This window comes from Candidatus Sulfurimonas marisnigri, from assembly GCF_015265475.1.
GTDB classification, from domain to species: Bacteria; Campylobacterota; Campylobacteria; order Campylobacterales; family Sulfurimonadaceae; genus Sulfurimonas; species Sulfurimonas marisnigri.
Genome location: NZ_CP054493.1, coordinates 528522 through 551869, shown reverse-complemented (window position 1 = coordinate 551869; position 23348 = coordinate 528522). Strand labels below are relative to the sequence as shown.

24 protein-coding genes are annotated in these 23348 nt (G+C 33.6%); 8 read left to right on the top strand and 16 right to left on the bottom strand.

The features are described from left to right. Genes rsmD through HUE87_RS02850 form a run of 5 tightly spaced genes read right to left on the bottom strand, consistent with a single transcriptional unit; the run spans position 1 to position 2637 of the window. Entirely contained in the window at positions 1 to 585 is a 585-nt protein-coding gene (rsmD, locus tag HUE87_RS02870) for a 16S rRNA (guanine(966)-N(2))-methyltransferase RsmD (protein ID WP_194367240.1), read from the bottom strand. Next, complete coding sequence (locus HUE87_RS02865; protein ID WP_194367239.1) at positions 575 to 964, bottom strand: hypothetical protein; 390 nt, start codon at positions 962 to 964, stop codon at positions 575 to 577. Before HUE87_RS02865 ends, rsmD begins: the two co-directional genes overlap by 11 nt. 2 nt (positions 965 to 966) lie before the next feature. Then, entirely contained in the window at positions 967 to 1683 is a 717-nt protein-coding gene (locus HUE87_RS02860) for an exonuclease domain-containing protein (protein WP_194367238.1), read from the bottom strand. Beyond that, positions 1677 to 2216 (bottom strand): hypothetical protein, encoded by a 540-nt coding sequence (locus HUE87_RS02855; RefSeq protein ID WP_194367237.1) that lies wholly within the window; start codon positions 2214 to 2216, stop codon positions 1677 to 1679. Before HUE87_RS02855 ends, HUE87_RS02860 begins: the two co-directional genes overlap by 7 nt. After that, entirely contained in the window at positions 2209 to 2637 is a 429-nt protein-coding gene (locus HUE87_RS02850) for a hypothetical protein (RefSeq protein ID WP_194367236.1), read from the bottom strand. The genes HUE87_RS02855 and HUE87_RS02850 overlap by 8 nt, the downstream gene beginning before the upstream one ends. Positions 2638 to 2796: 159 nt before the next feature. Here HUE87_RS02850 and murA point away from each other — a divergent pair, with 159 nt between their 5' ends. Further along, entirely contained in the window at positions 2797 to 4065 is a 1269-nt protein-coding gene (murA, locus tag HUE87_RS02845) for a UDP-N-acetylglucosamine 1-carboxyvinyltransferase (RefSeq protein WP_194367235.1), read from the top strand. Between the two features lie 16 nt (positions 4066 to 4081). Here murA and HUE87_RS02840 read toward each other — a convergent pair whose 3' ends face one another. From HUE87_RS02840 to ilvC, 4 genes are all read right to left on the bottom strand, one after another. Further along, on the bottom strand, positions 4082 to 4462 hold the full coding sequence (locus HUE87_RS02840) for a heat shock protein transcriptional repressor HspR (protein ID WP_194367234.1): 381 nt from the start codon (positions 4460 to 4462) through the stop codon (positions 4082 to 4084). Positions 4463 to 4493: 31 nt separating this feature from the next. Further along, positions 4494 to 5357: a DnaJ C-terminal domain-containing protein gene (locus tag HUE87_RS02835; protein WP_194367233.1), complete on the bottom strand. Its 864-nt coding sequence runs from the start codon at positions 5355 to 5357 to the stop codon at positions 4494 to 4496. 386 nt (positions 5358 to 5743) lie between these two features. Further along, on the bottom strand, positions 5744 to 7282 hold the full coding sequence (purH, locus tag HUE87_RS02830; RefSeq protein WP_194367878.1) for a bifunctional phosphoribosylaminoimidazolecarboxamide formyltransferase/IMP cyclohydrolase: 1539 nt from the start codon (positions 7280 to 7282) through the stop codon (positions 5744 to 5746). Positions 7283 to 7543: 261 nt separating this feature from the next. Continuing rightward, positions 7544 to 8566, bottom strand: coding sequence for a ketol-acid reductoisomerase (gene ilvC / locus HUE87_RS02825; protein ID WP_194367232.1), 1023 nt, complete (start codon positions 8564 to 8566; stop codon positions 7544 to 7546). A 109-nt stretch (positions 8567 to 8675) separates the two neighbouring features. Here ilvC and HUE87_RS02820 point away from each other — a divergent pair, with 109 nt between their 5' ends. Beyond that, positions 8676 to 9329 carry a hypothetical protein gene (locus tag HUE87_RS02820; RefSeq protein WP_194367231.1) on the top strand — a complete coding sequence of 218 codons (654 nt, stop codon included), beginning with the start codon at positions 8676 to 8678 and terminating at the stop codon, positions 9327 to 9329. Between the two features lie 53 nt (positions 9330 to 9382). On the opposite strand, the gene HUE87_RS02815 is transcribed toward HUE87_RS02820, so the two are convergent. Further along, on the bottom strand, positions 9383 to 11380 hold the full coding sequence (locus HUE87_RS02815) for an AsmA family protein (protein WP_194367230.1): 1998 nt from the start codon (positions 11378 to 11380) through the stop codon (positions 9383 to 9385). A gap of 180 nt (positions 11381 to 11560) precedes the next feature. Between HUE87_RS02815 and grpE the strand changes: the two genes are divergently transcribed. Both grpE and dnaK read left to right on the top strand, forming a co-directional pair. Beyond that, positions 11561 to 12112, top strand: coding sequence for a nucleotide exchange factor GrpE (gene grpE / locus HUE87_RS02810; protein WP_194367229.1), 552 nt, complete (start codon positions 11561 to 11563; stop codon positions 12110 to 12112). Positions 12113 to 12299: 187 nt separating this feature from the next. Then, positions 12300 to 14189 carry a molecular chaperone DnaK gene (gene dnaK / locus HUE87_RS02805; protein ID WP_194367228.1) on the top strand — a complete coding sequence of 630 codons (1890 nt, stop codon included), beginning with the start codon at positions 12300 to 12302 and terminating at the stop codon, positions 14187 to 14189. A 59-nt stretch (positions 14190 to 14248) separates the two neighbouring features. Here dnaK and HUE87_RS02800 read toward each other — a convergent pair whose 3' ends face one another. From HUE87_RS02800 to HUE87_RS02775, 6 genes are read right to left on the bottom strand one after another with little or no spacing between them, the layout of a single operon-like run. After that, complete coding sequence (locus HUE87_RS02800; RefSeq protein WP_194367227.1) at positions 14249 to 15583, bottom strand: diguanylate cyclase; 1335 nt, start codon at positions 15581 to 15583, stop codon at positions 14249 to 14251. An 11-nt stretch (positions 15584 to 15594) separates the two neighbouring features. After that, on the bottom strand, positions 15595 to 16737 hold the full coding sequence (gene folP, locus HUE87_RS02795) for a dihydropteroate synthase (RefSeq protein ID WP_194367226.1): 1143 nt from the start codon (positions 16735 to 16737) through the stop codon (positions 15595 to 15597). After that, entirely contained in the window at positions 16727 to 17353 is a 627-nt protein-coding gene (locus HUE87_RS02790; protein WP_194367225.1) for a DNA polymerase III subunit delta', read from the bottom strand. The genes folP and HUE87_RS02790 overlap by 11 nt, the downstream gene beginning before the upstream one ends. Beyond that, the gene (locus HUE87_RS02785) at positions 17340 to 17888 is read right to left on the bottom strand and encodes a HobA family DNA replication regulator (protein WP_194367224.1); all 549 of its coding nucleotides are present in this window, start codon (positions 17886 to 17888) and stop codon (positions 17340 to 17342) included. Before HUE87_RS02785 ends, HUE87_RS02790 begins: the two co-directional genes overlap by 14 nt. A gap of 3 nt (positions 17889 to 17891) precedes the next feature. Then, positions 17892 to 19103 carry an aspartate kinase gene (locus HUE87_RS02780; protein ID WP_194367223.1) on the bottom strand — a complete coding sequence of 404 codons (1212 nt, stop codon included), beginning with the start codon at positions 19101 to 19103 and terminating at the stop codon, positions 17892 to 17894. Beyond that, positions 19104 to 19574: an RNA pyrophosphohydrolase gene (locus HUE87_RS02775; protein ID WP_194367222.1), complete on the bottom strand. Its 471-nt coding sequence runs from the start codon at positions 19572 to 19574 to the stop codon at positions 19104 to 19106. A 340-nt stretch (positions 19575 to 19914) separates the two neighbouring features. Here HUE87_RS02775 and hemW point away from each other — a divergent pair, with 340 nt between their 5' ends. The 4 genes from hemW to queA all read left to right on the top strand — a co-directional run bounded on the left by hemW (position 19915) and on the right by queA (position 23301). Then, positions 19915 to 20967 carry a radical SAM family heme chaperone HemW gene (gene hemW, locus HUE87_RS02770; RefSeq protein ID WP_194367221.1) on the top strand — a complete coding sequence of 351 codons (1053 nt, stop codon included), beginning with the start codon at positions 19915 to 19917 and terminating at the stop codon, positions 20965 to 20967. 63 nt (positions 20968 to 21030) lie between these two features. Next, on the top strand, positions 21031 to 21450 hold the full coding sequence (tatB, locus tag HUE87_RS02765; RefSeq protein WP_194367220.1) for a Sec-independent protein translocase protein TatB: 420 nt from the start codon (positions 21031 to 21033) through the stop codon (positions 21448 to 21450). Then, a complete protein-coding gene (tatC, locus tag HUE87_RS02760; RefSeq protein WP_194367219.1) occupies positions 21443 to 22276 on the top strand; it encodes a twin-arginine translocase subunit TatC in 834 nt (277 codons plus the stop codon). Before tatB ends, tatC begins: the two co-directional genes overlap by 8 nt. After that, a complete protein-coding gene (gene queA, locus HUE87_RS02755; protein ID WP_194367218.1) occupies positions 22273 to 23301 on the top strand; it encodes a tRNA preQ1(34) S-adenosylmethionine ribosyltransferase-isomerase QueA in 1029 nt (342 codons plus the stop codon). Before tatC ends, queA begins: the two co-directional genes overlap by 4 nt. The last annotated feature ends 47 nt before the right edge of the window (positions 23302 to 23348 follow it).

The following is a 23348-nucleotide window of genomic DNA, read 5'->3' as shown; positions in this document are numbered from 1 at the left end:
TTATATGTAGTAGGTTAGTGTTGTATTTCCAAATTTTTTAGATTTTTTAAGAGAGAAAGCACCTATCTTTTCTGGGATTTCTAGACCTGTCATATGCTCTATTATAATCAACTCAACTCTCTCTTTTGGCAAAGAAGCTATCAACTCTATTGTTTTGTCATATATATCTTCCATCCCTTCTCTTACACTAAAAGGTGGGTCAATATAAAAATATGCTGACTCATCTCTTTTTTGAAGGTTTTTCAGAACACTTTTTATATTTACAAAAGTATCTCCAGCAAAAACTTCACAAGAGCTAGGGTCAGTTTGTTCTATATTTTCTTTTAAAACTTTAATAGCATCACGGTCACGTTCCATAAACATAATACTTTTGGCTCCACGACTAAGTGCCTCTAGGCCTATAGAACCGCTTCCCGAAAAGAGTTCAACGAAGTTTGCATCTATTATATCAAACTGTAAAGTATTAAAAAAAGACTCTAAAACTATAGACTTTGATGTTCTTGTCGTTGCTTTAGATGGTAATTTTAAAACTTTGTTTTTAAACTTTCCGGAAATGATTTTTTTTGTGACTAAATTACTCTTCATAAAATGCTCTCACTGCTTTTAAAATATTAGTTTGGTACTCTTTTGTTAGAGACTCAATTCGTTTTTCTAAAATATCAAAGTCCAAAGGGGCATACTCGTTAAATATTTCATTATCTTCTACTACACTCTTTATTTCTAAATTCTCGCTTTGCATACTCTTATATTTTTGCTCAAGTGCTAAAATTAATTGAGACTTTGAAAATGGTTTTACTATATCTGCACTCTTGTCACTGGAGATATAAACACATCTAACATCATTAAGGCACTTTTCATCTCTTATAACAATATCGCACTGCTTTAAAGAGCTAAGGTGCTTATCCAAAAAAAGTTCTAATGATTTTTGCATTAGCGGTGACTTACACTCAACTGCTACTTTCATAATTACCCCTCTAAATTGTAATTGATACTATAGCGCAAATCTTCATCTAAATCCATAATATTGCTAAGCATCCACTCTAAATAAGCTCTATCTATCATAGCAATCTCTTCAATGTATCGACCACTATATTTTCCAAATTCAAACTTCTCTATCTGCACATTTTTAAAGCTAAGTTCAATCATCTCTACATGTGAAGATATTTCTAAAAGATACTCATATAAAAGCTCTACATGTAAAGAATCAATCAATGCATTGTGCGCCGAGATATCCTCTGTTATTCCACATTTAAGAGCCTCTTTTTCTTCTATCTTATATAGCTGTAATTCATACCTTAAAAACTGTAAAGAGAACTGTTCACACTCTGCTATAAGGTGTTTAGTCACTCTTAGTGTATCTATTAGTTTGGTATTTGGTTTAAAGTTACATGTAGCTAACATTTTCAAATCAAACTTTAGGTTATGGGCTATTATTGTTGAATTTTCATTGTTATGTTCTTGTAAAAACATATATGTTTCACACTCAGCTAGTTTAGGTTTATCTTTTATCATCTCATTTGTAATATGGTTTATACTTGAAGCTTTTGAAGATATTTTTTTACCTTCATTTACAAGGTCATATTTTGAAATTATTTTATCGCCATCTACTGCAATAAGACCAATAGAACAAATTCTGTCAGCACTCTCTAGTCCCGTTGTTTCAACATCTAGAAATATCAGCATTTTACAATCTTTACTCTCTTGCACCTAGAGCCAAGAATGATAAAGGAAAAATAACCACTAAGTAAAATAAAACAAAAAAGCCAGTAGATACTAAACCACTCAAAGATGCCACTAAAAGATGTAAAAATGGATGTATAAGCTATTGACAAAACCATTATAGAACCTACAAGCCAAATAATTAACATAAACCATTTACGCCAAACTTTTACCAAGTCTCCATAGCCTATGATCTCTATTGTCTCATCACTTTTGCAGTTAAGAAGTTTAAACTCATAACCATTTATACATGTATTAAATATATATTTCATCCCTCTAAAAAGTGCCAAGAGAAGAGTAACGCTCCAAACTATAGGAAACCAAAATTCCAAAATATCTCTAAGTGCTTGAAATACTTCACTATTAAATGTTGGCATACTTGATGAATAATATATAAACGATGTAATTATAATAGTTATGGCATACGCCAAAATAATACTACATGTAACCAATCTCGCAGCCCATTTGAGCCAAAGCAGAAAATAAAATTTACTCATTGTGCTTAAAAGGTAGTAGCATGGTGTGGTAATGTTCAAGTGTCATAAAACTTTTCTCAAATCTAAACCTAAGTATAAACTCTACGATTTTATCTTTTAGCTCCACATCTACATTTTCAGCTTTTCCAAAGTAGCCCAAAGAGGTGTTCTTACTCTTTACAACGGCATCTTTATCATAGCCTATGGCTAAAATTTGCAAATATTTTCCATTTTTAATTTCACCCAAATTTTCAACAAGAAGTGATGCTCCAGAGAGGTTAACAGCTTTAAAATTAAATAGTTCACTAAACTCTTCAACTTTTTCATCAATCCCTATGTCTTTATATAAGTTTTCTAGAATCTTTAGATTGTCTTTTCTGGCAGTCTCATAACTTGAGATTTTATTTGTTAAATTTTTTAGTCTATCAAGAGCTGCACTCATTCAATATTCCTATTATTAAATCTCGTAAAATATGGACAAGTCCATCCCTTACTCAGTCACTAAAGATTCATCTTTGATGAGAAAGAGCCGATACAACTCTTTAACAAAATTATATCAAAATAAGATATAATGTTTTTAAAAGTTTACATAAAGATTCAAATGGACTACTTACAAATAAAAAGAGTTAAATCTCTTAATGGGCAAATTAAAATCTCTGGTGCAAAAAATGCATCTCTCCCACTTATTGCAATGACAATACTCGCAAAGAACAATGTTAGCATAAAGAATCTGCCACATGTTGCAGATATAAATACACTATTAAAACTACTTTCAAATCTTGGCGCAACATTTAATAGAGGCGATGAGATAACAACAGTTGACACATCTTCGCTTACCGAGACAAAGGCAACGTATGATATTGTAAAAACCATGCGGGCTTCTATTTTAGTTTTAGGTCCTATTTTAGCTAGGTTTGGGCACTGCGAAGTCTCACTTCCAGGTGGCTGTGCAATAGGTCAAAGACCAATTGATTTACACTTAAAAGCTTTGGAGCAAATGGGCGCAAAAATAGATATTAAAGCTGGTTATATTGAAGCCTCTGCACCTGATGGCTTAAAGGGCTGCGAAATCATATTTGACAAGATTACTGTTACTGGAACTGCAAACATCGTTATGGCGGCAGCTTTAGCTCATGGAAGCACAACAATAACAAATGCGGCAAGAGAACCAGAAGTAGTTCAGCTATGCGAAATCTTAAATTCTAACGGGGTTGAGATTGATGGTATAGGAACAGCTGTTTTAACAATCCAAGGAACTTCTGGAAAACTTATAGATATTGAAGAGTTTTCTGTTATACCTGACAGGATAGAAGCTGGCACGTATCTTTGTGCAGGTGCAATTACCAGATCAGAACTAACACTAACTTCAGTCAATGCAAAACATTTAAGCGCAGTGTTATCAAAACTCGAAGAGATGGGAAGTACGTTCACTATCACGCCAGATACGATTACAATCCATCCATCAGAGATAATAAAACCAGTTAAAATTGTTACACAGGAGTATCCAGCATTTCCAACAGACATGCAAGCTCAATTTTTAGCACTTGCAACTCAGGCGAATGGAACCTCTATTATCGAGGAGAGACTGTTTGAAAATAGATTTATGCACGTTAGTGAACTACAGAGAATGGGTGCTGACATATCTCTAAACGGTCATGTTGCAACAGTAAATGGCAAGTCTAAACTTAGTGGAACAGATGTTATGGCAACAGATTTAAGAGCTTCGAGTGCCCTTGTTTTAGCAGGACTAGTGGCTGATGGAACTACAGATGTTCACCGTATTTATCATCTTGATCGCGGTTATGATTCACTTGAAAAGAAACTGCAAAATGTTGGAGCAGATATAATAAGGCTAAAAGAGCAACAGTGAAGTAAATAAATTATATTTATTTACTCTCAAATATTATCATCTCATAGATGCTTTTTTTAGTAACGAGGGATTTATTTGGTGAGACAGAACGAGTGCTATGTGCACGAGTAACTTCTTGTCTAAGTTCTGAAATTTCTTGTTCCATTTCATCGACATTCTCTTTTAGTCTTAAGATAATGTCTACGCCGGCTAAGTTTACTCCCAGTTCACGAGTCATTCTTAAAATCAGTTTTATTCTGTCAATATCTCTTTGAGAATATAGCCTTATTCTTCCATTTGTTCTAGATGGAGATACAAGATTTTCTCTCTCATACTGTCTAAGAGTTTGTGGATGGATATCTAATATTTTTGCAACAATACTAATCAAATAAACTGGCTCATCATACTGGTGTATCATAACTTACTCCCTTTAATTTTTACTTTATTAACTACTCTTTTGGTAGTTTTTCTTTCATTAACTCTACAAGATCTTCATCTAAGTCATCAACTTTTGGTAAAACAATATTCGCCTCTAGATATAAGTTTCCTCTAACACTTGTCTTGCGGTTCATTGCACCCATCTCTTTTACACGAAACCTTTGTCCATTTTTAGTATTTTGAGGAACTTTAAGTTTTATCTCTTTTTCTAAGGTCTGTATAGATATTTTTTCACCAAAAAGAGCCGCAGAAAGTGGAACATCAAAAGTTTTAATGATGTCATCGTCTTCTCTGATATAATCAGGACTAACCGCTACATTTATCTTTAAAAATAGATCCCCTGCTCTTCCGCCCTGCGCATGACCTTTTCCTTTAACACGCATTTTCTCGCCACTCTTAACACCTGCTGGAATTTTTATGTCAAATCTGTCTCCATTTACAGATACAGAGTGTGAGCCTCCAAGAATTGAAACACTAAATGGAATTATTACACTTGTCTCTATATCCAGATTCGGTTGTTGCTGTCGCTGTTGCGAAAAACCGCCACCTCCAAAACCTCCAAAACCACCGCCAGAGAACATACTTCTTAGGATATCATCTAAATCACCTTGACCGCCGCCACCATGTGAGCGGGAAAAATCATGAAAGTTTTGCCCACCGAACATGGAGTCACCATGCATGTCATACTGTTGTTTTTTCTGCTTGTCACTTAAAATCTCATAAGCAGAATTTATCTCTTTAAACTTATCTTCCGCTCCAGCTTCTTTGTTTATATCTGGATGGTACTTTCTCGCTAACTTTCTATATGCTTTTTTTATTTCGCTCTCATTTGCACTCTCTGCAATCTCAAGTGTTTCGTATAATGATTTGCTCATTTTATTCCTAAAATTATATTATTGTTTATCTAAGTGGATTATATCATAAGGGTTGAGTGGATGTCAATCAAGTTGTTGTTTCGAAAAATCTGATTTCATTTTTTGGCTCATTCTCAAATTTACATCCATGTAAATTCTCCGAGGATAAAAACCGAATAATCATCGTGATTATTCTATTAGTTTTTATAACCGCCAATAAACAAAACCATATTCTTCTATTGGTGGTGTGTAAGCAAATAAGTAAGTAGTTGCCTTATGGATATTTTCACTATTAAATAAATTTATTAAAATAAAAATAGTAATGTAATTTCAAGGCGCATAGTGAGTGAGTGCACTATTGTGCATGACGAGTGTAGCAACGCTGAAAGTACGTTGCTATTTTTATTTTAATGTAAAAAGTGGCGGATTTCTGAGAAATATAGAGACATGCCAAACTCATTTGCAGCATCTATAATTTCTTCATCACGGATAGAACCACCAGGCTCAATAACACTCTTCACACCAGCTGCTGCAGCTGCGTCAATGCTATCACGAAATGGGAAAAATGCTTCAGATGCAAGAGCTGCACCAGTTACATCAAGACCCATATCTTTTGCTTTTTTAAGCGCACACTGGCTTGCATCAACACGAGAAGTCATACCCATACCAACAGCTACCATTGCAGAGTTTTTAACATATACAACACAGTTTGATTTTGTAAGAGATGCTACTTTATAAGCTATTTCCATATCTTTTAACTCTTGTACTGTTGCAGAGTTTTTACTTACAAGTTTTGCATTTTTAACTTCATCTTCACCAACTTTGTCGGCATCTTGGTATACAAAACCACCATCGATATGTTTGAAGTCTTTTTTATCGTTTGCAAGAACTAACTTATCATTTCCCATCTCAAAAAGCTTGATTCTCTTTTTCTTTTCAAAAACCTCTTGAGCTTCAGGAGTTATACGACCAGCGATAACAACTTCTAAAAATATCTCATTCATTTTTTCTGCTAACTCTTTATTTACAGTACCGTTAACAGCAACAACACCGCCAAAAGCAGAAACAGGATCACATTTAAGTGCTTCTTCATAAGCCTCTAACAATGTATCTTTAATAGCAAAACCACACGGATTACCATGCTTAGTTATACAGACAGCATTTTCATCACCAAATGCAGATGCAATTTTAACAGCGCCACTTAAGTCATTCATATTATTGAAACTAGCTTCACCTTTTAGTGTTGTAAAGTTGTTTGAGTAGTGTTTGTCAAACTCATATAAAGCACCTTTTTGATGAGGGTTTTCACCATAACGAGTATCCATAACTTTATTTCCAACGATGAACTGCTTCTCACCAAAACCTTTGTTAAAACGCTCATTCATATAGTTTGCAATCATGCTGTCGTATGCAGCTGTGTGCTCATACGCTTTTATCATCATAGCACGTCTAAATTCAACTGTATTAGCTTCATTTTCGATATTGCTGATAACTGTAGAGTAGTCTTCTACATCAGTTACAATGATTACGCTATCAAAGTTTTTTGCAGCAGAGCGAACCATTGCAGGTCCACCGATGTCTATATTTTCTATGATGTCATCAAAGTCATCAGTTCTTTCAATAGTCTCTTTAAATGGGTAAAGGTTTACACAGACTAAGTCAATAGACTCAACGCCCAACTCTTTTGCTTGATCCAGATGTGACTGCTTGTCACGTCTATGTAAAATTCCGCCATGAACATAAGGGTTCAGAGTTTTTACACGTCCTTCGAAACACTCAGGAAATTTTGTTACTTCATCAATCTCAATAGCTTTTACACCACTTTCGACCAACTTTTTATAAGTTCCGCCAGTTGAGATAATCTCATAACCGTTACTTACAAGAGATTTACAAAACTCAACTACACCGCTTTTATCGCTAACACTAACTAATGCTCTTTTCACTATACTTGTCTCCTTTTCATAGGAAGTGAATTCCTATGAAAATTCCTATCACTAAAGCTTTACCTATCGGTAAGATAGCAATGAAGAAATTAAATTTATGGAATTTTAGCAAAGAAGAGTTTAGATAATGGTAAACTTCATCAATTTAGATATTAATATTTGTACTATTTTAAATCAGACAGTTTTTTTTGAGATTTTAAGAGGTGAGTTATACTTTAGTAGTAAACGACGCAAAAGATGCGCCGATTTTTTAGTTTTTTGTTTTTAGTTTTTAGAAGTGTCTACGATTTTGTTTTTTGAAATCCATGGCATCATCTCTCTAAGATTAACACCTGTTTGCTCGATTAATGAAGCTCTAGCATTTGTACGCTCAGCATTCATACGAGGATAACCTGATTGACCTTCTAAAATGAAGTCTTTAGCAAATCTACCATCTTGAATCTCTTTAAGAATTTCTCTCATAGCATCTTTAGACTCTTGATTGATAACACGTTTACCAGAAACATAATCACCGTATTCAGCAGTATTAGAGATAGAGTATCTCATATCAGCGATACCACCCTCAAACATTAAGTCAACGATTAGTTTAAGTTCGTGAAGACACTCAAAGTATGCAAGTTCAGGAGCATAGCCAGCCTCTGTTAATGTTTCAAAACCAGCTTGAACTAATGCTGTAGCACCACCACATAAAACAGCTTGTTCTCCGAATAAGTCAGTTTCTGTCTCATCTTTGAAAGTTGTCTCAATAATTGCAGTTCTACCGCCACCGATTGCTGAAGCATAAGAAAGAGCTAACTCTCTAGTTTGACCACTTGGATCTTGACCGATAGCGATTAAGTCTGGAATACCGCCACCACGAACAAATTCTGAACGAACAGTATGTCCTGGAGCCTTAGGAGCAATCATAGTTACATTTATATTTGCTGCTGGGTGAATTCTTCCATAGTGAATGTTAAAACCGTGACCAAAAGCGATAGTAGCACCATCTTTTAAGTTTGGAGCAATTTCATTTGTATAGATTTCTGCTTGATTTTCATCTGGAAGAAGAATCATTATTACATCTGCTTTAGCAGTAGCTTCCGCAACTGTTAAAACTTCAAAGTTTTTAGCTTCAGCTTTTGCCCATGAAGAACCATTTTTACGAAGACCGACACACACTTCTACACCGCTGTCTCTTAAGTTCTCTGCGTGTGCGTGACCTTGTGAACCAAAACCTATCATTGCAACTTTTTTGCCTTTGATAATGTCTATATTACAGTCTTTATCATAATAAACGTCTAATGCCATTGTTTTTCCTTACATACTATTAAGCTTAAGTGCTTAAGAATTTTTTGGCATTATACTAAAATAAAGCAAAAACTTTTATAATGTCTAAAAGAAATTAAGGAATATTAGTATGAAACATTTTAATCTTTTTAAAGAAATTATTACTACAGACAAAAGTAACCTGATAAATGCTATTAACTCATCAAAGTTTTTTGGTATTGATATAAATGGCAATATCACTCATGAACCATTTACGGCTAATGATATTTTAATCTATCAAGGAAAACATACTCAACAACAGACAAACGCCTTAATACATGAGCAAACTATAGCTTTAGAATCTATACTTGGGAAAAACTATCAAGTAGTAGAAGATGGTGGTAGAGTTCTTATAAAAGCTTTCTCAAACTGGCAAGAAATAATAGGATTCAATACAACTAGGGCTACATATGATGACACCACAGCTGATGGTGTTGCAGAATTTTCAGATAAAGAGCTTGAGAATATTGGCTGGCATGCGACAGAATTTGCTATTAACTATAGAGAGTTAGTAGAGGTTTTAGAAGAAAAATGTGCCGGCACAATGATTTGTATTGAGCAAGATGAACCATACCAATTTAGTGGTCTTGGTTTTTTGGATAATTTTGCAGATGCTAGAGCAACTCTATTTGATTTTTGTCAAACAAAGATAAAAAACCTTATGCTTGAAAAAGATGAATACAAAAAAGAAAATTTAACTGATGATGAGTTAGAAGCAGCTCAATATTTTGGACTCATCTCTTAACATGCAGATCTTTCTACATGTATAATTATTTATGTTTGAAAAAAGCAGATAAATTAAAAAAACTTTTTAAATAATTTATCAATCTTTTTCTTAACAGCCTCACCTGCTTTAGACTTAAGAAACTTATCTAAATCAACTCTAACTTTTGGAGAGTTGACATCCCCATTTATGTTTGCAGTAATAGTATCTTTCTTTGTCTGAACTATTATGTCAGAGTTTATCATAGAAGTTTTTGTATTTAACTTTGTGCCAGTGCTCTTAATAGAAGCTTGTTTAGAGCGAATATTAAGTGACGCAAGTATGTTTTCTTTATTTATCTTTGCTGATATATCTCCATTAAACGATTCTCTGTACATATCAAACTTAGTGTACTGTTTTATTAAATCAAAGGTTTGATTTTTAACAAAATGTCCATCCGCTACATGTCCTGACAATACCCCCTTGCTTAATGCTAAGTTATAATCCAGTTTAGCATTCAATGTTGATTTGAATATTTCTGGATATATCAACATATTAAGCACTCCAATTGTATCTACCGATTTAATCTCTGCACTAAAATCATCATTGTGAAGTTTAGCATCTATTTTACCGCCAGACAATTTCGTATGTAGAGTTAAATCTAAATCTTTCGTTTTTGACAAATCCCCGTTTAAAATGATTTTTCCTCTCATATGCTGATTGGTCGCAAAAAAAAGCTTATCCAAATCTTCAATCCCCACCTCATAATCACTTTTTAATGATTTGTCTTTTATATTGAATCTTGCTCGTTTTATATCAATATTTGCAATATTTGAATTGAAGTCAACTTTCATATCAACATTGTTGCCATCTAAAATAGTCTCTGTTTTTGTGCTGTATATAGTATTAGGCATAGCAGATTTAAATTCAGAGATTTTTGTTATATATTCTGAATCAAGAACACCATCTTTTAGAGTTGAGACTACTTTGCCTTTTAACTTACCCACTCTAGCATCACTTATATCAGCATCTAAAGAGATTAGACCATCAGTATAGTGTGGTTGCTTTAACATATAAAGAACTTTTTTAAGTTGCATATTTTTTACACTTGCTTTAACTTTTGCGGGAGAAAAATCTTTTAATACTGCTTCAAACTTAGTAGTTGAAGAAGCTACATCACTCTCTCCTTTAACTGTTAGCTTTTCTTTAGTTCCATTAACTATTCCTCTTAGTTTAAAAACTCCTCTAATATCTGCACCGGTAATTGGTTTTAAAACTGCAAGTTCTTTGATATTTAAAGAGTACTTGGCATCTGTTTTAAAAGGCTCTGGGAGAACTTTTCCCGAACTATTAATATTAAATAAATTTGAGGCAAGTTCACAACTGTAATCTATATAATCACCTTTTAATTTTGCATCTAGATTCATAAAAAAAGTAGTTTTTGGAATAGTTACATTAAAATCACTCTTCATTAGTGTCGGATCAATTATGCCATTTTTTGTACTTAAAATTATATTTCCATCCAATGCATGTAGATTTATATTTTTAAAATTTATATCAAGGTTTACATCTGCACTTGCATAAGCACTTTGAGAAGTCATATCTAAAAGCGATGCTAATTTCAAATCTTTAACTCTAGCAATTATGGAGGTAGGATTTAAATCTGTTAATTCTATATGGTAAGTTGTGTTACTTTGTGCTAAATCAGAAACTCCGTCTATTTCTACAAATGCAATATTTCCTTTAATGATTCCACTAGTATATAAAGATTTATTTAACTCTGTCCCGGTAAGAGATTTTAAAGTTTTAAGCTCATTTAGCTTTACTTTATATTCAATATTGAAATTTTCTTTAAACAGAGAGTATTTTCCATTAATTGTGAGAATATTATTTTTATTTAATTCTAATTCAATTTCAAAATCACTCATGCTAAGCGAAAATACTCTAAGTTTAGAGTCTAGTTTTGTCTGTTCTCTTATTTTAGCTTCTATAGTAGGTGCAAGCATCCCATTTCCTATAGATGTAAAAGCCATTACGTAAGCAGTAACAAAAAATGCCACTAAAATTCCTATTATCCAAGCGAAATACTTCATAGTTTCTCCATATATACATGATATATAATGATACACTAATTAATATATTTTACAAAGAGTAATACTTGATACCAATAGACTAAACTTACTTAAGTAAAATTATTTAGATAGTACTTGACATTGTTACACTCAATATGTATAATGCTAGTATATTTTTAAAAAAGGAGTAATTTAACAACTATGTCAAAAGAAAATGATGAAGAATCACAAAACGAACCTCTGATTAATGAAGAGGAAAATATAGATGAAGCAGAAGCAGAGGCGGAAGCAGTTGAAAATGAATTTGATCTTTTACAAGAAGAGCTTATAGCTCTTAAAGACAAATATGCACGTGTGCATGCTGATTTTGACAACATCAAAAAACGCTTAGAGCGTGAAAAATATACAGCGGTTGAATACTCAAATGAGAAGTTTGCCAAAGATATGATTCCAGTTATGGATGCACTTCAAATGGCACTATCTTCTACAGCTGGTGTTGCAGACCCGGTAGAACATTATGAAAAACTAAAAGAGGGTATAGAACTTACGCTCAAGCAGCTTAGTACATCTTTAGAAAAGCATGGTGTTACTATGGTTTCACACGATGAACCATTTGATCCAAACATCCATAACGCTATTCAAAGTGTAGATAGTGAAGATGTTGAGTCTGGGAATATAGTTCAAACTTTTCAAACTGGTTATAAGTATAAAGAGAGACCACTGCGTGAAGCTATGGTTATAGTTGCGAATTAATAAAAATACATTCCCAAGCTAAGAATGAGAACAAAAAAACAAGTTAGACAAAAAATGATGCAATAGCATCTAACTTTAGTCGCCTTAGTGGCGCAAGCGGAGTGAAAGGGACTAGTTCCTTTCACGGACTAATAGATGGAGCGAATGAATTTGCTTCATTTTATGAAATAAAATTAAGGAAATTATAATGAGTAAAGTAATTGGTATAGATTTAGGAACAACAAATTCATGTGTAGCAGTTTATGAGGGTGGTGAAGCAAAAATCATCCCAAACAAAGAGGGAAAGAATACTACTCCATCAGTTGTAGCATTTACAGATAAAGGTGAAGTTTTAGTAGGAGATCCAGCTAAGCGTCAAGCAATCACAAACCCAAATAAGACTATCTCTTCAATCAAGAGAATTATGGGTCTTATGATGAGTGAAGAGAATGCTAAAGCAGCACACGATAAAGTAACTTACAATATAGTAGATAAAGATGGTTCAGCAGCTGTTGATGTAGATGGTAAAATCTACACTCCGCAAGAGATTTCTGCTAAGATTCTTTCTAAATTAAAAGAAGATGCTGAGAGTTATTTAGGTTCAACTGTAACTGATGCAGTTATAACAGTTCCAGCATACTTTAATGATGCACAAAGAAAAGCAACAAAAGATGCTGGAACTATTGCTGGTCTTAATGTTCTTCGTATTATTAATGAGCCAACTGCTTCTGCTCTTGCTTATGGTTTAGAGAGCAAAGCTGAAGAGAATGTACTTGTATATGACCTTGGTGGTGGAACATTTGATGTTACTGTTTTAGAAATTTCTGACGGTACTTTTGAAGTTCTTTCAACTGATGGTAATGCATTTTTAGGTGGTGATGATTTTGACAATAAAATCGTTGACTTCTTAAACAGTGAGTTTAAAAACACACATGGAATAGATCTTAAAAATGATAAAATGGCTCTACAACGTCTAAAAGATGCTGCCGAGAATGCTAAAAAAGAGCTAAGTTCATCTACTGAAACTGAGATCAACTTACCATTTATTACTATGACAGAAGCTGGACCTCAGCATCTTGTTATCAAACTTACTCGTGCTAAATTTGAAGGTATGATTGAAGAACTAGTAGAAGAGACTATTGATCACATCAAAACAGCAATGAAAGAGTCTGGTTTAGAAAACAGTGATATCAAAGAGATTATCATGGTTGGTGGTTCAATCCGTGTTCCAAAAGCACAAGAGATGGTTTCAGCATACTTTGGTGGTAAAACACTAAACAAAAGTGTAAACCCTGATGAAGTTGTTGCTGCGGGTGCTGCTATTCAAGGTGGTGTTCTTAGAGGAGATGTTAAAGATGTTCTTCTTCTAGATGTTACTCCTCTTTCACTTGGTATTGAGACTCTTGGTGGAGTTATGACTAAGATTATTGAAAAAGGTACAACTATTCCAGTTAAAAAATCTCAAGTTTTCTCAACTGCAGAAGATAACCAACCAGCTGTTTCTATCTCAGTAGGTCAAGGTGAGAGAGAATTCGCTAAAGATAACAAATCTTTAGGTCTTTTTGAGCTAGGAAACATTGCGGCAGCTCCAAGAGGTGTTCCACAAATCGAAGTAACTTTTGACATTGATGCAAACGGTATTTTAACCGTTAGCTCAACTGATAAAGGTACTGGTAAATCTCAATCAATCACTATCTCTGGATCATCAGGGTTAAGCGAAGAAGAGATCAATAAAATGGTTCAAGATGCTGAAGAGCACAAAGCTGAAGATTCAAAAAGAAAAGAGTTAGTTGACCTTAAAAATCAAGCTGATGCACTGATAACTCAAACTGAAAAATCTTTAGGTGAAATCGGTGATAAAATCGATGCTGAAGAGAAAGCTAAAATTGAAGCTGCAGTAACTGACTTAAAAGATACTCTAAAAGATGAGTCTGCAACCAAAGAGCAAATTGAAGAGAAAGTAAAAGTATTAACTGAAGCTTCTCATAAAATGGCTGAGCAGATGTATAAAAAAGAAGAAGAAGGCGGTGAGGCTGGTGAAGCTGACCAAAAGAAAAAGAAAAATGATGAAGATGTTATCGACGCTGAAATAGAGTAGATTCAATCGTGTTTCCACATGTTTAACATGTGGAAACATTAATATCGTTGTAACTTAAACTATAAATCTAACTCCGTTCTAACACAATTTCTTCCAGAGTTTTTAGCTAAATACAAAGCTTTATCTGCTCTGTCAACAACGCTTTCCATACTTTCACCTATCCTTACCTGTGATACACCAAAGCTAGCACTAATAGTACCAATGGCACCTAAGTCTAATTCCCGAATATAAACTCTTAACTTTTCTGCTAAGTATATGGCCTTTTCTAAACTGGCAGTTGGAAGAAGAATAATAAACTCCTCTCCACCCCATCTACAAATAATATCTAAATTTCTTAAGGTTTTTAACAGTGAATGAGAGACTTGAATAAGAACTTTATCACCGGCATTATGACCAAAATTATCATTTATTTTTTTAAAATAGTCTATATCCAAAATTATCAAAGACATATCATTCTCTCTTTGTGTCATCGATGCATATGATGAGAGAAAAAGTTCACTAAACTTATGACGATTATACAATCCTGTTAAAGAGTCTGTTGAAGCCATCTCCGCATATTCTCTGTTTTTATTTTCCAGCATTGAGTTTATCTCTGTAAGCTCTTCATGATACTCTTTCATAAGCATAGCCCATCTTGAGTATGTCAAAGAGATAAGCTCCTTTTGTGAAACTATTCCAACTAAAAGCCCTTCATCATCAACAACTACGACTCTTTTATAATGCATTTGTTTTATAAAATCAAGAGCCTCTTTAATAGAAGCGCTTTTGTTTATAGTATTAACCGGTGATGACATATATGTACTAATAGGCAAATCAAGCTTTTTACTATCTTTTATTAGTTTCATAACATCTTTTGTTGTTAATATACCAAGAGGCCTTGAATCTTCAACAACAATTACATTATCGAATGAGCTTGAAGTCATTTCGCTGAGTAAAGTAGATGTTTTATCATCTTTGTTTACCCACTTCATTCTACTGCCAAGTCTTAAAAGATCATGCAGACGGTAGTTATCCATAAGTGTATCTGGATCAATATTGCTTGTAATATCAGTATGAGTAACTAATCCATATAACGAGCCATCTTCATTTGTTACACATATATACTCTACACTGCCATTTAAAAATTCTATTGTATCTAAGACATTTTTATATCTATTTATCGTAGGAACTATTGATAATTTAAAATCTTTTATTGGAGCTTCTAAATCTATGTTTTTAGATTGTATGTTTAAAATATCAACAACAGTCAAAATACGAAAAACATCATTATCTTTTATTATTATATTTCTATGTCCGTTCTTAAACATCATCTCTATCGCATCTGACATTGAACTTTTAACATCAATAAATATTACCGATTTACTTGCTATGTCTCCGATTATTGGAAATCTCATATTTATACCTTTTATATGCCGTTTATAGCTTCTTGTACTTTTATAGCTTGAATATGCTCACCTACGTCATGCACACGGAGCATAGAAGCACCATTTTTAACTGCTTCTAGATGTAAAGTCAAACTACCTGCCAGCCTCTCGTGAGGTAAAGAAGATGAGATTTTATCTATCATTGACTTTCTTGAGGCACCTACAAGTATAGGTTTATTCAGAGTTAAAAAGTGTTCCAAGTGTTTAATCAACATAAGGTTGTCTTCAAGCGTTTTGCCAAAACCTATGCCTATATCGACAATTATGTCATTTATTCCAAAAGATTCAGCTTTTTTAATTCTATTTTCCAAAAATGAGTAAACGTCACTTAAGATATCTTCATATTGAGGATTCTTCTGCATTGTTTGAGGAGAACCCTGCATATGCATTATAACGGCAGTAGCATTGTAGGATGCGCAAAGTTTACAGACCTCATCATTTTCTAAACCTGTAATATCATTAACTATTTTAAAACCGCCATCAAGGGCATAGGAGATTACCTTTGGCTCATAGCTGTCGATACTAAACTTTACTTTTTCATAAAGTTTCATTTTTTTAATCACATCAATTATTGGTTTTACTCTTCTTAGCTCTTCATAACTCTCTACATGTAGAGAGTTTGGAGCAGATGAAACCCCTCCGATATCTATAATATGCGCACCATCTTCTATCATCTGCTCTATTTTATTTATTGCATCACTGCCATTAAATCTAGAAGCTGAGAAAAAGCTATCGTCGTTAGCATTTATTACACCCATAACATCTACATGTAAAGGCTTTGAAACTTTTAATATATCTTGCAGTTTACTAGCCAGCTCTTTTAGTCCAAAAGGTTGAGCCAACTCTTTTTTACTAAGAGTTTTCAACTGAGCAGTTGTAGCAATAAGTATGCAGTCTACATGTAGAGTTTTAGCAATAACAGTTCCGCGAGGCACTGCCAAGTCTGCTCCTATGCTAAGAGCATCCTGTTTTAGTATATTTGCACCGCCTACATGTAGCTCTTTTATATAAATAATATGATGCGACATTTTTGAAGAGAGAATGTTCACTCCGCCGCTGTCTACTCCAAGATTGTTTAAATATTTTTTAGCATCAATTGAGCTTGATAATTTATTAACCTGCATTTTTATCTCCTACAAAACTCATCAGTATAAGAGCTAGTACACTTTGTGGCCTTGAGTTTAGCTCTAAAAGTCTATAAGCTTTATCAAAATTCTCTAGTTGAGAGATTGAAAGTATTAGCATGTCAACAACAGTGGCACGATAGTAAAGTGCTTCTACTAGAACTTTAGCATCTGATTTTGTTATTCTTGCATTGCTTTTTAAAAATGAAAAAACTTCTGCATAGTCAATCCTTGCAAGGTTTAGTTCTATATTTTGTACGCTGTGAATTTTTTTACCCTTTACAATAGGCAATCTTGATCGAACTGTTGGAAGCAGGTTTGATTTTGTAGGGGAAATGATTATAAATTCTATGTTTTTAGGGGGTTCTTCTAAAACCTTAAGAAGTGAGTTTTGTGCTACATTAGTGAAACTCGATGAGCCAATAATTATGTATTTAGTTTGAGATTCACTTATATAGGCTTCAGCCACAACAGCTTTTGCATGTTCTATCTTAAAGTCATCTTCTATAAAGCCTACTACGCGGTTTGGCTTTAGTTCTTGGGACAGTCTCTCAAACTCAGATTCTATCTCCGTAGAGATTAATATATACCCTTTTTTAGAATCATGAATTAACATCTACCTCTCCAAACATCGCTGAATTTAGAGATGCATCAAAAAGACGGTAGAGTTGCAATAGTTTTATATCAAGAGACTTGTCATATGACCTTAGATTAAAAGCATTTAGATAATCTTCATCAAATATCCAAAAATAACTGTTATCTTTTCTTTTTGCTATGTCTGCTCTTTTATCATCACCTTTACCAATATACCAAAAGAAGTAATCATGTTTATGTGAAAGTGAAATCATATCTTCTAGCACATCAATCATCTCACCACCACTTACGCTGTTGTAGTGCTTGTACATACTATCAATGCTGATAACAGGAATGAGTGGTCGATCTTGTCTCTCGCTGTTAATAAGACAAAGTATGTATGTCTCTAGCCATTTTCTGCTTCTGTCGGTTATTAAAATAATTGTTTTGCCGTTTAAAATTTGTTCCAAGGCCTGTGAAGTAGTCGTTGTCCAGTCAAATCTCTGTTCTTCCAACCAACTAAAACTACTACCCTCTTCCCTAATAGTATCTAAGCTCCACTGTGCAAAATCCTGCATCTATTATTTATCTAGCTCGTATGCATTATGGAGACTTCTAACAGCTAGTTCTGCATATTTTTCATCTACTACCATAGATATTTTTATCTCTGAAGTAGAGATCATATTTATATTTATACTTTCTACCGCCATTGCAGAAAATGCTTTAGCTGCTACGCCCGCATGTGATTTCATGCCAACACCAACAACAGAAACTTTACATATTTTTTCATTATAAGAGTCATCTTTAACATCGCCTTTTTGAACAAATGTATCAACAACCCCTTTAGCCTCATACAAATCACCTACAGGTACTGTGAAGTCAATATTTGTAGTGCCATCATGAGCTTTGTTTTGAATAATCATATCTACATTAACATCATTTAATGCTAATTTACTAAAAATCTCAGATGCTATTCCTGGTCTGTCAATTACACCCATTAATGAGATACGAGCTTGATTCTTATCTAGTGCGATTCCGCTTACTAACGGTTTTTCCATAATATTTTCTTCCTTAGTTATTAATGTTCCCTCTTCGTTAGAGAAGCTTGTTCTTGTAACTAAATTTACATTTAATTTTTTTGCTAATTCAACTGAACGATTTTGAAGCACTTTAGCACCCAGACTTGCTAGTTCCAACATCTCATCATAAGAGATATTATCAAGTTTTTTTGCTTTTGGTTCTATGCGAGGGTCTGTCGTGTATATTCCGCTAACATCCGTATATATCTCACATAAATCTGCTTTTATAGCTCCAGCAATTGCAACAGCACTTAAATCACTTCCACCACGACCAAGAGTTGTAACGTCACCATTTTCATTTACCCCTTGAAAACCAGCCACTACTATGATTTTACCATCTTTAATAGCACTGATCATAACATCAGGGTTAATCTCTTCAATGCGGGCTTTTGTATGAAGACTATCTGTAATAATCCCAGCTTTTCTCCCAGTCATTGCAACCGCGGAAAATCCCATCTCGTTTAATGCAATTGAAAGAAGTGAGGCTGTCACTCTCTCTCCTGAGCTTAGCAACATGTCCATCTCAGCTCTTGAGGGATTAGATGAAAAGTGTTCAGCGTATCCAACCAGCTTGTTAGTCTCCCCACTCATAGCAGAAACAACTACAACCACATCATTTCCAGCTTTTTTAGTTTCACTTACGCGATTAGCCACATTTTGTATGCGATCCAAATCACCTACACTTGTGCCGCCAAATTTTTGTACTATTAACATCTACAAAAAACCCTCATTTTTAAAATATTTTATTACTATTTCATACACACTCTGCTTAAAACTTGCACTCAAGCCTAACACTTCATCGACACATACAAACTTGTAGTCACTAAACTCTGGGTGCGAAGTATTGATATCAATTAGTGCATTTTTTTTTAACTTAACTAGGAAGTATCTCTGCTTTTGTCCAATAAAAGGCTTCATCTTTTCAGCTACTTTAGGAGGGAAATCATAAGAAATCCACTCTGGATATTCTGAAACTATCTTAACCTTATTTGTTCCGATTTCCTCTTCTAACTCACGAAAAAGAGCTTCTTGAACCTCTTCTCCATCATCGATTCCACCCTGAGGAAACTGCCAAATATCTCGCAAATCATTCCTTTGTGCCAAAAATATCTCTTTTTTGTCAGGATAATTATTTGAAACTATTATCATTGCAACATTTGGACGATATAACTCTTTTTTACTCATAAAAGCACCTACATTATAATTAACGTGATTATACATAATATGCTATTAAAATAAACTAATTCCTTTCTTTACTATTTAAGTAAAATTTATTTTTCCATTTTTTAACGAGAGAGATACAGTACAATACAATTATAAAATCTATTTTATGGAGAATTTAGCAACTACTAATTATCCTAATTCAATCTATCTCTGAGACTTCTGAGTCATTAAACTATAATGTTAGATAAGATATTTCAGACGAAGTTAGTTTAATAAGCCATAAAATGGATGAGATTATTGAAACTTTAAACAGTGTTTCAAAATAAAATACAAAGAAAACTCTAAATTAAAATGAGGAAACATGCTACTTTATATTCACATTCCATTTTGTGATTCAAAATGTTCTTATTGTGCCTTCAACTCTTATGTTGATAAATTTCATCTCAAAAATGAGTATATGAAAGCTTTAAATGTTCAACTAGATTATGAACTAAAAAGGTTTAATGCTCAAGAAAAAGAGATAGAATCTATTTTTATCGGTGGCGGTACACCATCAACAATAGAACCTAGTTTATATGAAAATATTTTTAAAACTATAAAACCATATTTAAAACCTGATATAGAGATAACTTCTGAGGCCAATCCAAACAGTGCAACACCAGAGTGGCTAAGTGGTATGTACAATCTTGGAATAAACCGCTTAAGTTTTGGTGTGCAGAGTTTTAACAAAGATAAACTCAAACTTCTTAATCGTGCCCACACGCAAACCCAAGCAATAGAGGCAGTTAAAAATGCTAAAGATATAGGTTTTAAAAATATTTCATTAGACTTAATATATGCAACTCTGGGCGACACAAAAGAGCTCTTATTAAACGATGTTGAAACTGCTTTTTCTTTGCCAATAAATCATTTAAGTGCTTATGCATTAACCATCGAAGAGGGAACTCCTTTTGAGTCAAAATCTCACATGTCAAAAGAGACTCTCAAACTTACCAAATGGCTTTTTAATGAGCTGCAAGGGAGTAGCTTCAAACAGTACGAGATAAGTAATTTTGGTTCATACAGAAGTGTTCACAACCTCGGTTACTGGGGGTATAAAGACTATATAGGATTAGGAAGTGGCGCTGTAGGCAAGCTTGATTTACAAAGATTTTATCCTACCTGTAATCTAGAAAATTATATTAAAAATCCACTTGATATAAGAACAGAAATATTAATGCCTGAAGATAAAAAAATAGAACAAATTTTTTTAGGACTTCGCTCTTGCATTGGTGTTAATGAAAGTATTTTAAATAAAAATGAGCTAGACAAAGCAAATCTTTTAGTTAATGAGAACAAGCTAACTTTTGAAAATGGCACTTTTTATAACATAGACTATCTTTTAGCAGATGAGATTGCACTGTTTATATCGTAGTTTAATTATTCTTTAGATAAACTCCTACCTTTAATTAAAAGTTTATAATTCAGAGGATATTTTATGTTTGGTATGGGTTTTACAGAGATAATGATTATTGCTGTTATCGCCATCTTGTTTCTTGGTCCAGATAAGTTACCAAGTGCTATGGTAGAGATAGCAAAATTTTTAAGAAGTGCTAAAAACACTATTGGCTCAATGAAAGAGTCGATAGAAGAAGAGTTGAATGTTAAAGAGATGAAAGAAGAAGCTCTTTCATATAAAAAAGAGCTTCTTGATGCAGGTAACAAGGTAAAAAGTGCAACTGACATTAAAAGTATGGCTGCAAAATTAACAACTCTTGATGATGATGATTTACAAACAGATGATGGCTTCTTTGATACACCAAAAGATAGCGTTCAGCAAACAGAAAATAAACCGGAAGAAGTAACTCTTGTAAAGAAAAAAAAGAGTGATGCCATAAAAGAAGATACAGATGTTTGATGAAATAAAACCACACTTAGTTGAGTTAAGAAAAAGACTAGGTATCTCAGTTGCTAGCCTTATTGTTATGTTTTTTGTAATGTTTTACTTTCATGAACCAATTTTAAATTGGATGGTTGAACCACTAAACAATGCACTAATAGAAGTTGGTAAAAAATCTGTACAAGACGCTAGCGGCATCAACCATGCGATAGATGGTAAAGTAACAACTAGCCAAATTGGTGGTGCGTTTTTCGTAGCACTTAAGGTTTCTTTCTTCGCTGCTATTGTAGGTGCCTTGCCAATCATTCTAGCTCAAATTTGGATGTTTATCGCCCCTGCTCTATATGCAAATGAAAAAAAGATGATTATCCCTTTCATTCTAGGCGGAACAACAATGTTTGCACTTGGAGTTTTATTCGCATACTATGTTGTTACCCCTTTTGGTTTTGATTTTTTAATTACCTTTGGTAGTTTCAAGTTTACCCCACTTATTAATATAGAAGATTATGTTGGTTTTTTCACAAAGATTATGTTTGGTTTTGGAATAGCTTTTGAATTACCTATTTTTGCATACTTTCTAGCACTTTTAGGTATGATAGATGACAGGATGATGAGAGATTTTTTCAAATATGCAGTAATTATTATATTTGTAGTTGCAGCGATGCTAACTCCTCCAGATGTATTAACTCAGCTATTAATGGCTGGACCACTCGTAATTCTTTATGGATTTTCTATTCTTATAGTTAGAATGGTAAACCCTGCCCCACCTCTTGAAGAGGAAGATGAGGATGAAGAAGAAGTAAATCTACTTGATGAGCTTAAAGCGATAAACGAAGATAAGTGAGAAGTAAAGAACTTTTAACCTCTAGCTATGACTTCACTCTCCCAAGTGAACTTATAGCTACTCATCCAGCTTCTCCAAGAGATAGTGCTAAACTACTAGTCTATAATCGTAAGACAAATGAAACCACACATACAACTTTCTCAGAGTTTGAAAATTTTATTCCAAAAAACTGTGCACTAATCTTTAATGACACAAAGGTAATAAAAGCTAGACTATTTGGCAAAAAACAAAGCGGTGGCAAACTTGAACTTCTTATAAATAGAGCGCTAAATGCCCATGATGTCAATGTATATATACGAGGAAAAGTAAAAATAGACTCTGAAATATTCTTTGATAAATATTTGTCTGCACATGTAAAAGAGTTAAATGACGACGGAAGCAGAGTTGTCCATTTTTTTAGCGATGAAAAACTACTTAGATTTGAAGATATACTTCCAATAATAGACAAGATTGGTCACGTACCGCTACCTCCATATATTCAAAGGGAAGACAATAAAGAGGATGAGAGTGAGTACCAGAGTGTATTTGCTGTAAATGAGGGGGCAGTTGCTGCACCAACTGCATCTCTACACTTTACACATGAACAACACAAAAGAGTGTGTTCAGCTTTTGATCACGCTTTTGTAACCCTACATGTAGGAAGCGGAACCTTCAAGCCTGTTGAAGCAGAGACGATAACCGATCACCCAATGCACTCTGAATATTATGATATTTCTGACAAAGCAAAAGAATTACTCGATTCTGATATACCAATATTAAGTGTCGGAACAACTTCAACAAGAACCATAGAGTTTTATGCAAGGCACAAATCTATACAAAGAGGAGAAGCAAACCTCTTTTTACACCCAAACAACAAACCATTAAGAGTAAATCATCTACTTACAAATTTTCATCTTCCGAAATCAACTTTACTTATGCTGGTGGCATCTTTTGTAGGTGTAGATAAAGCTCAAGAGCTCTATAAAATCGCTATTGAAAACAGATATCGTTTTTACTCTTATGGCGATGCCATGCTAATAATTTAATCTATTAATTTTATAAGCTTAACAATAGGATTTCCTGTGAAAAATTA

What these genes read in the sequence shown, in the direction of transcription:
- rsmD (WP_194367240.1), bottom strand. Translation starts at nt 585, where the DNA reads ATGAAGAGTAATTTAGTCACAAAAAAAATCATTTCCGGAAAGTTTAAA.
- HUE87_RS02865 (WP_194367239.1), bottom strand. Translation starts at nt 964, where the DNA reads ATGAAAGTAGCAGTTGAGTGTAAGTCACCGCTAATGCAAAAATCATTA.
- HUE87_RS02860 (WP_194367238.1), bottom strand. Translation starts at nt 1,683, where the DNA reads ATGCTGATATTTCTAGATGTTGAAACAACGGGACTAGAGAGTGCTGAC.
- HUE87_RS02855 (WP_194367237.1), bottom strand. Translation starts at nt 2,216, where the DNA reads ATGAGTAAATTTTATTTTCTGCTTTGGCTCAAATGGGCTGCGAGATTG.
- HUE87_RS02850 (WP_194367236.1), bottom strand. Translation starts at nt 2,637, where the DNA reads ATGAGTGCAGCTCTTGATAGACTAAAAAATTTAACAAATAAAATCTCA.
- murA (WP_194367235.1), top strand. Translation starts at nt 2,797, where the DNA reads ATGGACTACTTACAAATAAAAAGAGTTAAATCTCTTAATGGGCAAATT.
- HUE87_RS02840 (WP_194367234.1), bottom strand. Translation starts at nt 4,462, where the DNA reads ATGATACACCAGTATGATGAGCCAGTTTATTTGATTAGTATTGTTGCA.
- HUE87_RS02835 (WP_194367233.1), bottom strand. Translation starts at nt 5,357, where the DNA reads ATGAGCAAATCATTATACGAAACACTTGAGATTGCAGAGAGTGCAAAT.
- ilvC (WP_194367232.1), bottom strand. Translation starts at nt 8,566, where the DNA reads ATGGCATTAGACGTTTATTATGATAAAGACTGTAATATAGACATTATC.
- HUE87_RS02820 (WP_194367231.1), top strand. Translation starts at nt 8,676, where the DNA reads ATGAAACATTTTAATCTTTTTAAAGAAATTATTACTACAGACAAAAGT.
- HUE87_RS02815 (WP_194367230.1), bottom strand. Translation starts at nt 11,380, where the DNA reads ATGAAGTATTTCGCTTGGATAATAGGAATTTTAGTGGCATTTTTTGTT.
- grpE (WP_194367229.1), top strand. Translation starts at nt 11,561, where the DNA reads ATGTCAAAAGAAAATGATGAAGAATCACAAAACGAACCTCTGATTAAT.
- dnaK (WP_194367228.1), top strand. Translation starts at nt 12,300, where the DNA reads ATGAGTAAAGTAATTGGTATAGATTTAGGAACAACAAATTCATGTGTA.
- HUE87_RS02800 (WP_194367227.1), bottom strand. Translation starts at nt 15,583, where the DNA reads ATGAGATTTCCAATAATCGGAGACATAGCAAGTAAATCGGTAATATTT.
- folP (WP_194367226.1), bottom strand. Translation starts at nt 16,737, where the DNA reads ATGCAGGTTAATAAATTATCAAGCTCAATTGATGCTAAAAAATATTTA.
- HUE87_RS02790 (WP_194367225.1), bottom strand. Translation starts at nt 17,353, where the DNA reads ATGTTAATTCATGATTCTAAAAAAGGGTATATATTAATCTCTACGGAG.
- HUE87_RS02785 (WP_194367224.1), bottom strand. Translation starts at nt 17,888, where the DNA reads ATGCAGGATTTTGCACAGTGGAGCTTAGATACTATTAGGGAAGAGGGT.
- HUE87_RS02780 (WP_194367223.1), bottom strand. Translation starts at nt 19,103, where the DNA reads ATGTTAATAGTACAAAAATTTGGCGGCACAAGTGTAGGTGATTTGGAT.
- HUE87_RS02775 (WP_194367222.1), bottom strand. Translation starts at nt 19,574, where the DNA reads ATGAGTAAAAAAGAGTTATATCGTCCAAATGTTGCAATGATAATAGTT.
- hemW (WP_194367221.1), top strand. Translation starts at nt 19,915, where the DNA reads ATGCTACTTTATATTCACATTCCATTTTGTGATTCAAAATGTTCTTAT.
- tatB (WP_194367220.1), top strand. Translation starts at nt 21,031, where the DNA reads ATGTTTGGTATGGGTTTTACAGAGATAATGATTATTGCTGTTATCGCC.
- tatC (WP_194367219.1), top strand. Translation starts at nt 21,443, where the DNA reads ATGTTTGATGAAATAAAACCACACTTAGTTGAGTTAAGAAAAAGACTA.